At 45.8% G+C, this 12606-nt stretch carries 12 protein-coding genes; 9 read left to right on the plus strand and 3 right to left on the minus strand.

From position 1 onward, the window contains the following. Positions 1–26: 26 nt before the first annotated feature. The 3 genes from Q9R46_RS10020 to Q9R46_RS10030 all read right to left on the minus strand — a co-directional run bounded on the left by Q9R46_RS10020 (position 27) and on the right by Q9R46_RS10030 (position 3497). Positions 27–917, minus strand: coding sequence for a carbohydrate ABC transporter permease (locus tag Q9R46_RS10020; protein WP_090916140.1), 891 nt, complete (start codon positions 915–917; stop codon positions 27–29). Positions 918–932: 15 nt separating this feature from the next. Then, positions 933–1823: an ABC transporter permease gene (locus tag Q9R46_RS10025; RefSeq protein WP_311279907.1), complete on the minus strand. Its 891-nt coding sequence runs from the start codon at positions 1821–1823 to the stop codon at positions 933–935. A gap of 78 nt (positions 1824–1901) precedes the next feature. Continuing rightward, on the minus strand, positions 1902–3497 hold the full coding sequence (locus Q9R46_RS10030) for a type 2 periplasmic-binding domain-containing protein (RefSeq protein ID WP_311279908.1): 1596 nt from the start codon (positions 3495–3497) through the stop codon (positions 1902–1904). Positions 3498–3870: 373 nt separating this feature from the next. Between Q9R46_RS10030 and Q9R46_RS10035 the strand changes: the two genes are divergently transcribed. From Q9R46_RS10035 to Q9R46_RS10075, 9 genes are all read left to right on the plus strand, one after another. After that, on the plus strand, positions 3871–5106 hold the full coding sequence (locus Q9R46_RS10035) for an RNA polymerase sigma factor (protein WP_311279909.1): 1236 nt from the start codon (positions 3871–3873) through the stop codon (positions 5104–5106). 279 nt (positions 5107–5385) lie between these two features. Beyond that, positions 5386–6393, plus strand: a complete 1008-nt coding sequence (locus Q9R46_RS10040; RefSeq protein ID WP_397386338.1) for an alpha/beta fold hydrolase — start codon at positions 5386–5388, stop codon at positions 6391–6393. Between the two features lie 129 nt (positions 6394–6522). After that, complete coding sequence (locus tag Q9R46_RS10045; RefSeq protein WP_311279911.1) at positions 6523–7143, plus strand: NAD(P)-dependent oxidoreductase; 621 nt, start codon at positions 6523–6525, stop codon at positions 7141–7143. A gap of 259 nt (positions 7144–7402) precedes the next feature. Then, a complete protein-coding gene (locus Q9R46_RS10050; RefSeq protein ID WP_311280991.1) occupies positions 7403–7870 on the plus strand; it encodes a hypothetical protein in 468 nt (155 codons plus the stop codon). Continuing rightward, positions 7867–8919, plus strand: coding sequence for a CehA/McbA family metallohydrolase (locus tag Q9R46_RS10055; RefSeq protein ID WP_311279912.1), 1053 nt, complete (start codon positions 7867–7869; stop codon positions 8917–8919). The genes Q9R46_RS10050 and Q9R46_RS10055 overlap by 4 nt, the downstream gene beginning before the upstream one ends. Further along, on the plus strand, positions 8916–9674 hold the full coding sequence (locus Q9R46_RS10060) for a glycerophosphodiester phosphodiesterase (RefSeq protein ID WP_311279913.1): 759 nt from the start codon (positions 8916–8918) through the stop codon (positions 9672–9674). Before Q9R46_RS10055 ends, Q9R46_RS10060 begins: the two co-directional genes overlap by 4 nt. Beyond that, a complete protein-coding gene (locus Q9R46_RS10065) occupies positions 9652–10689 on the plus strand; it encodes a LacI family DNA-binding transcriptional regulator (RefSeq protein ID WP_311279914.1) in 1038 nt (345 codons plus the stop codon). The genes Q9R46_RS10060 and Q9R46_RS10065 overlap by 23 nt, the downstream gene beginning before the upstream one ends. A 2-nt stretch (positions 10690–10691) precedes the next feature. Continuing rightward, positions 10692–11516 (plus strand): ABC transporter permease, encoded by an 825-nt coding sequence (locus Q9R46_RS10070; RefSeq protein WP_311279915.1) that lies wholly within the window; start codon positions 10692–10694, stop codon positions 11514–11516. 47 nt (positions 11517–11563) lie between these two features. Then, positions 11564–12604, plus strand: a complete 1041-nt coding sequence (locus Q9R46_RS10075; protein WP_311279916.1) for an ABC transporter ATP-binding protein — start codon at positions 11564–11566, stop codon at positions 12602–12604. Positions 12605–12606 lie beyond the last annotated feature (2 nt).

Genomic DNA, 12606 nt, shown 5'->3' on the forward strand with positions numbered 1-12606 from the left:
CATATGAAGTCGCCCTTTATGTCACTTTAACCTTTAACACTGCCGAGTACCAATCCTTTAGTAAAATACTTTTGCAAGAACGGATAGATCAGCAGAATCGGTATCGCACCAAGGAACATCTGAGCTGCACGACCTGTTCTGGCATTCATCATGGATAGAAGTTGCGTGTAATCCGATCCGGATTTCAGCATCATCTGCTCAAAGCTTTGAAGCAGCGTCTGCAAATAGCTCTGTAACGGGTAATTGGCTGGATTATTCATATAAATAATACCGTCGAACCAGGAGTTCCAATGACCCACAATGCTGAACAACCCAACCGTGGCGAGCGCAGGTTTGAGAAGTGGCAGCATGATGCGAATCAATACCTGCAGAGGGCCTGCGCCGTCAATAATGGCTGATTCTTCGATCTCTTCAGGAAGTCCACGAATAAAGTTCATCAGAATAATCATGCTGAATACGGGAAGCGCTCCTGGCAAAATCAGAGACCAGATGGAATCAATCAGTCCCATTTTCACCACAACCAGATACGTCGGGATCAAGCCGCCGCTAAACAGCATCGTAACGATAAAAAATCCCATGTAAACGTTGCGCCCCATCACTTTCTGTTTGGTTTTGGATAGAGGGTAGGCTGTGAGCACAATCAACACCAGATTCACAAGTGTACCCAGAACCGTTCGCTGGATGGCAACCCATAGCGAAGAATAAAACGCGCCACCAGAAAGAGCAAACTCATACGCCTTGGTAGTGAACTCGACAGGCCAGAAGGTAACACTACCAGCCGATACCGCCGAACTGCTGCTGAAGGACACGGCGAGCAAATTCACAAATGGCAACACACAGAGTAGCGAGATGGTTAGCAGGATGGTGTAATTTATAATAAGAAACACGCGTCTGCTTATACTTTTATCATAGATCATGCGAATATGCCCTCCTTAGAAGATACGGTATCCCGCCACGCGGTAAGCTAGAATGTAAGAGACGGCTACTAGAATGCAGGAGATTACGGATTTGAATAATCCAACGGCGGTCGCAATGGAATATTGGGCCTGCTGTATCCCTAGACGGTACACATAAGTATCGATAATATCACCGGTCTGATACACGACAGGAGAATAGAGGTTGTAAATCTGGTCGAAACCGGCATTTAACACGTTTCCAAGGGAAAGCACTGACATCAAAACAATCGTTGGCATCAGGAGCGGCAGGGTGATATAGAGCGTTTGCTTCCAGCGCTTGGCTCCATCGATCACAGCGGCTTCATATAGTCCGGGGTCAATGCTGGTTAAAGCCGCCAGATAAACGACCGTTCCGAAACCGAACCCCTTCCAGATGTCACTCACGATCATCGTCCATGGGAAGATCGAAGGGGTACCGAGAAAAGAGATCGGTTTGACGCCGAACAAACTCAGAAACGTATTCACAATGCCATCCGCACTCAGAATATCCAGCATGATGCCCGCCATAATAACCCAAGATAGGAAATTCGGTATATATACGAGGGTCTGGAATGTGCGTTTAATCCCGTTGTGCAGGACTTCGTTCAGCAGCAGTGCGAAAACAACAGGCACGATAATGCCACCAAGCATTTTAAATATGGACATGTAGAGAGTGTTCCAGATCGTTCTCACAAAGTTAGGCTGATTGAATACATGCGTGAAATTGTCCCATCCAACCCACGGCGAGTTAAAGCCGAGACCGGGGTTATATTTTTGAAACGCAATAATGAGTCCATAGAACGGGATGTAGCTAAAAATAAACACCAGCACAACGCTGGGGATCAACATGAGATGGTAAGGACTTTGCTGCTTCCATTTTTTCAGCATGGTTTTTCCTCCGTTCAGTTATCAGAAAAGAGGGGATGAGAACGGGCTCACCCCCTCCAGCTTCACACCGCAAATGCTTTATTTCCCATAAGCTTCGTTGACTGCTTCAATGGCATTGTCTCCGCCAGCTGCTCGCCAGTTCTGTACGACCACGTCAAAGTAATCGATGCTTTCACTGCCCATAATGATTTTGGTAAATCCTTCGGTCAGAATGTCATCCAGCGTTGTGCCGTAACTGGAGAGAGCTTCAGGCGTAACACCCCATAGCGCGGTTTTGATATAGTTGTTGCTATCAAGCACTTTTTTGGCCAGACCATACGCATTTTTCGGAGCTCCCTGTTGCAAATAGTCCCCGGTTGCTCCCGGTGTGGCATTTTTGATAAACTCCACGCTATTGTTGTATTTCTGCCACATTCCTGAAGTCGTTAGTCCGCTTGTATCCTTCGTTTCAAGAGCTTTGGACACAGCCTCAAACTGTTCGTAGTCCGAATTCGGATTAAGTACACGGAACGCGCCAACCACGTGGGCAATATCATTGTCGAGCAGGGCAGACAGTGTCTCCGGTTTTTCCTTGCCGTTGCCTTCATCCACGATGTAGGCATAATCATTCAGGATTTCGATCACTGCTTGCGGATTGGCGGCATCCTTTTTCATAACAATGTAATTGTTGTTGGCAAAAAAGATGGACTGTTTTGCTTCCTTACCATCTACGGTTGGAATGAGATATGGATAAAAAATGGCATCTTTGCCCAGATTGGCAATGGTATCTACGCCCGGATTATATCCCCACCACTGATAGTAAGGCTGGATGCCCACTTTACCGGCAACGATGTCGGCATTCATCGCGTTGAAGTCTTTAATCGCGAATTCCGGATCAATAATGCCTAATTTATACCATTCCGCCCACGCGGCAAGCGCGTTTTTCATCTCGGGTTGAATGGAGCCATAAGTAAGTTTTCCCGAGCTGTCCTCAATCCACATGTCGGGATGTGCGTCCCAAGCAATAGCTAGCAGGTTGAGGTAGTCCAGAGATTGATCCACAGCGATGCCGTATCCCCCGTGTTTTTCCATAAATTTGAGTGCCATGTTTTTGATATCTTCAACGGATTTCGGATCTTGCAGTTTAAGTTCTTCTTTCCAGTCGTTCCGGATCCAGATAAAGTCCGGCTGTTCAATTAATCCCCAGTGCATCTGCGGTATACCGTAGAGCTTACCGTCTTTTTTGCCTGATTCGTAGCTGTCTGCATCCGCTTTCATATAACCTTTCAGACGTTCCGAGGCATGCTGTTCGAAGGCTTCAGTCAAATCCATTACCATACCGGCCTCAACCAACTGGCGCAGCTGAGAAGGATTCACCCGGAAAACGTCAGGTAATTCATTGGAAGAAATCGCGAGATTGAGTTTTGTTTCATATTCATCACTGACCCAGTCCGTCTTGACGTTAATGTTTAACTTCTCTTTATACCGGCGAGTCCAGACATTATTGGTGATATCATCGCCCTTTGGATATTTCGCTGAACTGTACTCCGATGTGACCGTATGAATGGTGACTGCACCTGTGCCATCATCGTCCGCGTCGGTCTGTGTTTTACCTTTTCCCGTGTCACTACAAGCTGTGATCAGCAGAGCAGACATACTCACTGACATGATTAGAAGCTTCATCTTCTGGTTCATTCACGTTCCCCCTCAAGTTCAAGTCATATTTAGGAATGTAGTACTTGAAGATATTGTAATGGAGAATAAGAAGAGGGGATATAAACGTTATTGACCAGAATCTGTACGATTTTTTACTTTAGAGGAAGATAGTCAGGCGATTGGGATAAAAAGTGTGTATGGATCTTGCACTTATTTGAACTGTGTTGCACTTTTTTGACCTGCTGGAAGGATTGAGAAGTACAATAATAGCGTTATTGCATGGTATGGATGTTAAGCGGTTCTAGAGCAGATCGTGAGAATATAGGAAGTATACATATTTTTTCAGCTTACTTGTGGCTATTCGTTGTGCTGCGGTGTCTAATTCATTGTAAATCAAGAGGAGGTTCGCACCATGTCAGGAGCTCATGACACAGACTTCACACCTGTTTATCCGGATGAACAGGACAACAATACCCGATTTGAACACATCTATGGATTATATCGTGACCGCATCCGTAGTTACTTTTTATTGAAATTAAATGCCGCGGTTGCAGACGACCTTACCCAACAGGTATTTATGAAAGCATCGGAGAACATGCATCGTTTTAGAGGGAACGCGCATATGTTCACATGGATTTTCAAGATTGCCCAGAATACGTTAAAAAATGAATATCGCAGATTGTCACGTCAGAAGGAAACACCGCTTGATTTTACACAATTAGAATCCCAATCCATCATTCTTGAATTTACAAAGTATGTTGACTTTCGAATTGACATAGGAGCGGCACTCCAGACGCTGGATGAGAAAAATCAGGAGATCATTGCGTTACGTTTTTTCGCAGATTGTACGCTACCCGAGATTGCGAGTATGGTTGGCATGCGTGAGAGCGCAGTGAAGAACCGGTTATACCGCGCTCTTGGAAAGCTGAAGCATGAATTAAAAGAATGGGGGAACATGGCCATCATGACGATTGAACAATTGATTTCTATAGAAAACAAAGGAAGTTCGAAACATTCGGACAACCGTCTCAAAAAAGCAAATCACGATCTCTTTACGGAGCTAAGCGGAAATGTCGAACGACTTGCGACCAAATACAATTACCAGCCCAAACGTAAAGTCATCATTGAAATGTATCCAGATCTGCCAACGTTTCATCGGGCTGTGGGGGAAGAGTATGCGCCTAATTGGTTCACGGGTACGTATGAAGAAAATATTCTTAAGATCGTATCACCACTTAATCCCGGACCGGATCATACCTACGAGTCTATTATTAAAGGTACGATTCACTTGTTCTCGATGTGGCTGATTGAGGAGATTAATTCTAAAGCTCCCAAATGGATTAGACAAGGAATCGGCGGATACGAAGCAAAACTGATGACGCCGGATTTTCTTGAAAATTCGACGAAAGAGGCCATTCGTACGAATTCGATCCCCACTTTTGCTCAATTAGACGATGATACATGGGATTTTGAAACCAAGAAAGGATTTCAATTCTCCTATCTATTTGTCGAGTTTGTCCTAGCTAAGTACGGTATAGAGTCTTTGAATCAATTGATCCGTGAGCCGCAGGATTTTAAAGGAATTTTGGGTTGCTCGGAAACTGAATTTCGTCAGAAGCTGGTTGACTATCTGGAGAAATTATTTTAAAACTCACATGAGACGAACGACAGTTTAACGATTATAATCACATACACACCTTCAGCAACAGGTAGTCCCTTACGTTAAGGGATATCATGACTGAAGGTGTTTTTTTACATTTAAAATAAGGTAGAAGGAAGATTGAAGAAGGTTTGAAGGAAGGTTTATAGTGTTCGTTCATGGTCCGTTCATATTGCATTCATTCCAGGGACATCGAAGTTAAGTACACTTGATTTGCAGTAAAACAAGACCCACCCCAGGAGGAAACATGACATAAAGGAGCTGGAAGTGTTGATTCAACCAAATCATTCAGATTCAAAAAAAACAAAAGCAAGCCATGATTCCAAAGCCAAGCGAGTGCTTAAACTTTTGCTAAAAGTCATCGTCTCTATACTTATCGTCATCTTGCTTTTCATCGCGACGGTATACACGGTGAACCAAGTCAGCAGTCATTCTGAACAAAAGCGACTGGAGCACTACGGGCAGCAGGTATCTGTCGACGGAAAACGAATGAACGTATTCACGCAGGGTGAAGGGAAAGAAACGATAGTTATCTTACCTGGGTTCGGAACAGCTTCTCCTGCGCTTGATTTTAAGCCGCTTATCTCCGAACTCAGTCCTCATTTTAAGGTCGTAGTTGTTGAACCTTTGGGTTACGGATTAAGCGAGCAGACAGACAAGGAACGTAGTTCGGCTAATATCACGCAGGAGATCCATAGTGCCTTGCAAAGTCTGGGTATCAAACGTTATATGCTGATGGCGCATTCGATCTCAGGTCTCTACAGTCTCGACTATGTGAACCGATATGCAGAGGAGGTACAGGCGTTCATTGGGTTAGACCATAGTGTTCCGTCTCTTAGCGAGCAAAAGGTTGAAGCATCCGACATCGAACCAATTAAATGGTTCCGTAACCTTGGTTTTGCCCGTGTGCAGTTAAAGCTGACTGATGACCCGTATGAAGGACTTTCTTATGACGACGATACCAGAGAGCAATTGAACATTTTAATACGAAAAAATATGTATAACAACACCCAATTAAACGAGGCCGTAAGCATGTATTCCAACTTCCAGGAGGCGAAACAGCTTACTTGGCCTTCAGATTTGCCGGTTCTTTTCTTTGTACAGAAAAATCACCCTGTCGTGAAAGAATGGGTTACAGAGCATGAGAAACAGATGGCGAACATTGAACAGGGAGAAATGGTTTTACTGGAGGCGGGACATTACTTGTATCGCTCCCATCCCAAGGAGATTGCCGAGAAGATCAAAGAGTTCGGAAAAAAGATCATTACACCTTGAAGCAACCGCGTTATGCGGCGTACTTAAAGTACCCGTATAACGCTTTTTTTGTTATTCTATTGTTTTACGGGCTAATGCCGGTATAACCCACAATGAACACACAAACAAAATCAGGAGGTTACATACAATATGCATATTTTAGTGCTCGGAGCTACTGGACGCGTCGGAAGCCATATCGTTAAATATGCGCTTCAGGACGGTCACCAAGTAACGGCTTTGGTTCGCACTCCAGATAAAATAGACACAAAACATGATCGCTTAACCATTGTTCAAGGTAATGTGCTGGAATCCCATGATCTTTTGCGTGCCATAGAAGGAACGAATGCGGTGATCAGCGCGCTGAACACGGATGGAACAACCACACTGTCCCAAAGCATGCCGTTACTCATCAATGCCATGTTTCACGAGGACATACAACGAATCATCACTGTAGGAACAGCCGGTATTCTGCAAAGCAGAACCGAGCCTGGGAAACTTCGATATCAGTCGAGCGAATCGAGACGTAAATCAACTAGGGCTGCCGAGGAACATGAACAAGTGTACACATTGCTTAAAGAATCCACCCTGGAGTGGACGATTGTATGCCCAACGTATTTGCCAGATGGGGAGGTACGCGGCAACTACAGAATAGAGCGTGACGTTTTACCTGAAGGCGGCACAGAAATTACCGTTGGCGATACCGCTGAGTTCACCTATCGTCAACTTGGCGACCGCCAGTTTATAAATGCACGCGTAGGGATATGTTACTGAACCCTTATAAAACAAATGATTATTTGGAAAAATACAGAAATCTTCTCTGCCAATGCGAAAACAATTGAGGGAGATCGACACGAAGAAGGCCTGACTTCTTTTAATAGAAGATAGGCCTTTTTGTGCTTTACAGAATATTAACATGTGCCTGAAACAGGGCTGATAATCTCACCTTAACATAAGAAGTGGATGTGGGAACGGTCCCACACTGAACAATCATTTCATTTTTTATAACACGCTGAAGGGCGGTGTGATTCAAATGAAGGTGCTGGATCTGCAAGGAAGTCTCACTCCCCATGATTCAAAGACACATATATGCATGCCATTTGCCGTTGAAGCCGGAAGTGCGAAGCTCCACATGCGTTTACAATATGGACCCAAAAGCCTTGAAGATCAGGATAGATCCATAGAGATGCTTAAGGAAAGTTACGATCTGTACATTTTACCCGAACACCAGGAATACGCCATTGCCAATGCAACTCATCACCTTCCGTTAAAAAATCTGATTACACTCTCACTGGATGATACCAGTCGATATAGAGGAGCATGTCATCGCCATGAGCCGATTCAGGAACTTTACATAAGTAAAATGGATGCTTCCCCCGGACTGATGCCGGGTGAACTTCCTGCGGGGATCTGGACGATCATATTGAGCGTGCATTGTATTGTCACAGAAGAGTGTACGTATCAGATGCAAATCTGGACATCCGAGGAGGACAACCTATGAGATGGCTTGCTTGTGAACTGCATACCCATACGTTGCATAGTGATGGCAGTCAAACCTTGGAGGAACTCGTTAAAGGTGCTGCTAATCTCGGGTTCGATGCAATCGCTTTGACGGACCATAACACGATGTCTGGCCTGATCGGCAAAGATGAGATAGAGCAAAAATATGAGATAGACATCATCCCCGGTATGGAATGGACAACTTTCTACGGTCATATGGTGACCATTGGACTTCATGAATTTGCAGATTGGCGTGATGTGAGTCGGGAACATATTGAAAAAGGGATAGCTTCCGTTCATCAACACGGCGGTATTGCTGGAATTGCACATCCATTCCGCATCGGAAGTCCGGCTTGTACAGGTTGTTTCTGGGAATATGAGATTACCGACTGGTCCAGTGTGGATTATATCGAAGTGTGGTCCGGTACGTTTCCTTCCATTCGAACGGATAATCATAGGGCTTTTGATTTGTGGACACAAAAACTGAATGAAGGATGTCGCATTGCGGCCACATCAGGGCGAGATTGGCATTCACAGGATAAGACCAATGACCCCATCTCAGTCACATACCTTGGCATTGAGGAAGAGGCAAACATGATTTCGCATCACACCGATCGCTTGATTCGCTCCTTGCGTGAAGGAAGAGTGTCTGTAACGATGGGGCCATTACTCACACTGACACTGAGCGTTGGAGAAACCTTGTACCCGCTTGGCTCTATGATTCCGGCACCGCTTCCTGAGACGCTAAATACTACACAGCAGTTGCTGGCGCATATCGCTTTGGATTTCTCTGTACGCGCCGGGAAATGGTCTTTGCCTGAGCAGTCTTTAAGGTTAGTGCTGTACTCCAATCTGGGAGAGGAAGGGGCAGAGGTCGTCATGCAACACAATGAGCATGTTCTGGAACTGGAGATGCCGTTGTCCACAAACGATGGAGCATCACCTCGAAGATGGATTCGAGCCGAATGCTGGGGTACGATGCAAGGTGCATATGTACGAATTGCGTTTACCAACGCGATCTATTGGGAGGAAGAAGGGGAGTCGTTATGAGTAGCTTTCCGCTGATTACAGCGCATACCGGAAGCATGGGGCATGCTGATCACTCGTTTGAATCATTGCGGGCTTCCTTAGCACTCGGGGTGGATATTTACGAAGATGATATTCGGATAACCCGGGATGGCATCCCAGTACTGGCACATGATGATGAGATCGAAATCGGCGATGGAAGACAAGGCACTCTGGAAAAGCTCTCGTTCAATGAGTTAAATGCCATGAGTCTAACGCCATTCCCGACCCTTCAGGAGATGCTAGTGCATATTCGCAAGGCAGGTAAACTCATGAACTTGGATATCAAAACGGATCGTGCATTAGAGCCCGTATCTGCCCTGATTGAGCAGATGAACATGAAAGAACACGTATTTCTAAGTGGCTGTTCCTACGACACTGCTTTGAAAGCTGGCAAGTATACACCTGAAATTCGCCGGTTGCTGAATGTAAACCTTCAACATCTCGAACGTCTCAACTATACGAATGCGATTATTCAGATGTGCGAAGAGGCCAAATATGCTGACTGCTTTGGACTGAACCTGCCCTTTCAGGTTGTGAGAGAGCAACTTATAGATATTGTGAAGTCAAACGGTCTTGATGTCTATGTATGGACGGTCATGGACATAGAGGATATGCGTACGCTAGCAAGCTGGGGTGTCGATTCGATCACAACGCGTAATCCGCTGAAACTGACGACTGTGCGTGAAGAGATGAAACGAGCGGAGGAGAAGCAGGTTGAATCAAAAGCTAAACTATAGTCTGCGTGAACTCGCAGAGCTGGCGGGTGTGTCCAAATCGACAGCATCGCGTGTAATCTCTGGAAACGGGTACGCAAGTCCGGATGTACGAGAGCGTGTACTTCAGGCTGTCGATCAGCTCCGCTACAAACCTAGCGCGGTAGCAAGAGCCATGGTTTCCAAACGCACGTATAACATCGGTGTCATCGTATTTCGGGACAGGCTACCGATTGTATCCCACACACTATATGGGCGAATCATTGATGAGATTCTCATGGCCGCCGAAGCGCTGGGTTACTCAATCTTTTTGAAGACAGATCGGGAAATGTCGTTACGCTCTACCGACTATATGCTGGAGCAGCGTGTGGATGGACTTATTCTGGTGAGCAGACTACAGAAGAACGTAATCGATTACGTCAAAAAATTCAATATACCATATCTCATGGTTAACGGATCTACCGAAGATCCCGAGGTTGTACATCTCGTTAGCAACGACGAGGCAGGAGGTGAACGTGCAGCAGAACATCTGGTTGCATGTGGACACCGCCGTTTCTTCATCATTGCAGGACCAGGCGAACATCGAAGCCACTCGTTACGGCTGAAAGGTTTTTGCCAACGTTTGCAAAGGGTAGGTTTATCCGTATCTGAAGGACAGGTTTGTATTGTGCAATCCTCGGAATCGAGTTTTGAATCCGGGTACCAGTTGATGGAAGAACACTATCAAACATTCCGCGAAGGACAATACAGTGCTCTTTTCAGTACAAACGATATGCTGGCACTCGGAGCGATGAAGGTCATGTTAGATCGTGGCATGCGAATTCCGGAAGATGCAGCAATTATGGGTTACGATAACACAGGGTTATCGATAATGGTTCACCCTTCACTTACAACCGTCAGCGTGGATGCTACAGGCATTGGACGGGATGCGGTATCCCTTCTGGATCGCCTGATTCGTGGGGAAGAGAATGTACCGCGTTTGACCGAGTATGAAAGCCACGTACTGATTCGTCAATCAACGAAAAGAAAGGAGGAATAGCGATGTTGTGGTATTGGAAACATGTTGGACCAAGGAGAATCATTGAATTCGTGTTACTAACTCTATTCGCCATTTTCTTTGCAGGGCCTCTGGTTAATCTGCTGGTACTTGCATTTTCTGAAAAATGGAATTACCCGGACATTCTACCTCAGATCTGGGGGTTCAAATGGTGGAAATTTGTACTGGCTAAGGATGATATTGTCTCGTCGATCTCCTTATCCTTCTTGATTGCGACACTCGTAACCTTGCTGTCCATCGTGATCTGTATTCCGGCTGCATATGCTTTTGCCAGACTGCAATTTCCGCTTAAGCGTATGTTTCTGTTTTCGTTCCTTCTGACCCATGCCTTTCCCAAAATGGGGTTATACGTATCCATCGCTGTGCTTTTCTATCAGCTTGGTCTGATGAATACCCTGCTTGGTGTTGTGCTGATCCATATGATCAACGTACTGATGTTCATGACCTGGATTCCAACCTCGGCCTTCCGTAATGTACATCGGGCACAGGAAGAGTCCGCGCGAGATGTTGGAGCGAGCCCCTTCAAAGTGTTCCGCAGCATCACACTGCCTATGGCGATGCCTGGCATCATGGTTGCATCTATCTTCACCTTTCTCAATTCACTGGATGAAGCGCAGGGAACATTCCTGGTCGGAATCCCCGATTATAAAACGATGCCTGTTGTGATGTATTCAATCATTTCCGATTTCCCAAGCAGCGCTGGAGCCGTATTCTCGATCATTTTGACGCTACCAACCATTATTCTGCTCGTGGCAGCCCAGCGACTCGTGAGCGCGGATGTACTGGCAAGTGGTTTTCAGATGAAATAACAACGTTTCGGTCACGATACCGGGGCAAAAGGGAGGCAGTTAGTAAGATGCAGTTGTCTGTACGCGCGTTATCCAAACGTTATAAAACCGGTGATGGGGTCAGTGGGATCAACATCGATATTCAAAAGGGAGAGCTGGTTACGCTGCTGGGTCCTTCAGGCTGTGGTAAAACAACCGTGCTGCGAAGCATCGGAGGATTTCTCGAACCGGACTCTGGCGACATTCTGATCGAAGGGCAAAGTGTAATATTACTGCCGCCTGAGAAAAGGCCAACTTCCATGGTGTTCCAAAGCTATAATCTATGGTCTCATATGTCGGTATACGACAATCTGGCGTTCGGTCTGAAGATTCGTAAAAAATCCAAGGCCGAGATTCAATCCGCTGTAGAGGATGCGCTCAAACTGGTTCGGTTATCAGGCTTTGACAAAAAGTATCCGGCCGAGCTGTCCGGGGGACAACAGCAACGGGTTGCTCTTGCACGATCCTTGCTGCTTAATCCGGCGGTACTCTTACTGGACGAGCCATTCTCAGCATTGGATGCCAAACTGAGGCATGAGATGCGTGAAGAATTGCGTGAGATTCAGATGAAAACCGGACTCACGATGGTATTTGTCACGCATGATCAGGAAGAGGCCTTGTCCTTATCCGACCGCATCATCGTTATGAATCATGGGCGTATCGAACAAATCGCAGAGCCTCAACGAATTTATGATGAGCCTGCTTCATTATATGTTGCCAGCTTTATCGGCAAAATGAATTTCCTGAGAGGGGTGGCAACACAGGCGAGCATTCAAATTGGAGATATCCATCTTCCGAATGAAAAAAAACTGGATGGACAGGTGATCGCAGCCGTTCGTCCAGAAGACGTGCAATTGCAATTAATCGCAGGGGATCAGCCGTCCTTGGCAGGTAAGATCAAACAAGTCATGATCCTGGGACATTATGCAGAAGTTACCGTTGATCTGGCCCAGTTAGGTGTCATCCGTGCTTTTCTGAACAAGGATCGAGTAGAGCAGCTTCATACAGGTAAGGACGTTCACGTTTCGGTCAGCAAAATGATTGCATATCCACATGAGGAATCATACTGAGG

Source organism: Paenibacillus sp. RRE4 (genome assembly GCF_031844205.1).
GTDB lineage: Bacteria > Bacillota > Bacilli > Paenibacillales > Paenibacillaceae > Paenibacillus > Paenibacillus xylanexedens_B.

What these genes read in the sequence shown, in the direction of transcription:
- Q9R46_RS10020 (WP_090916140.1), bottom strand. Translation starts at nt 917, where the DNA reads ATGATCTATGATAAAAGTATAAGCAGACGCGTGTTTCTTATTATAAAT.
- Q9R46_RS10025 (WP_311279907.1), bottom strand. Translation starts at nt 1,823, where the DNA reads ATGCTGAAAAAATGGAAGCAGCAAAGTCCTTACCATCTCATGTTGATC.
- Q9R46_RS10030 (WP_311279908.1), bottom strand. Translation starts at nt 3,497, where the DNA reads ATGAACCAGAAGATGAAGCTTCTAATCATGTCAGTGAGTATGTCTGCT.
- Q9R46_RS10035 (WP_311279909.1), top strand. Translation starts at nt 3,871, where the DNA reads ATGTCAGGAGCTCATGACACAGACTTCACACCTGTTTATCCGGATGAA.
- Q9R46_RS10045 (WP_311279911.1), top strand. Translation starts at nt 6,523, where the DNA reads ATGCATATTTTAGTGCTCGGAGCTACTGGACGCGTCGGAAGCCATATC.
- Q9R46_RS10050 (WP_311280991.1), top strand. Translation starts at nt 7,403, where the DNA reads ATGAAGGTGCTGGATCTGCAAGGAAGTCTCACTCCCCATGATTCAAAG.
- Q9R46_RS10055 (WP_311279912.1), top strand. Translation starts at nt 7,867, where the DNA reads ATGAGATGGCTTGCTTGTGAACTGCATACCCATACGTTGCATAGTGAT.
- Q9R46_RS10060 (WP_311279913.1), top strand. Translation starts at nt 8,916, where the DNA reads ATGAGTAGCTTTCCGCTGATTACAGCGCATACCGGAAGCATGGGGCAT.
- Q9R46_RS10070 (WP_311279915.1), top strand. Translation starts at nt 10,692, where the DNA reads ATGTTGTGGTATTGGAAACATGTTGGACCAAGGAGAATCATTGAATTC.
- Q9R46_RS10075 (WP_311279916.1), top strand. Translation starts at nt 11,564, where the DNA reads ATGCAGTTGTCTGTACGCGCGTTATCCAAACGTTATAAAACCGGTGAT.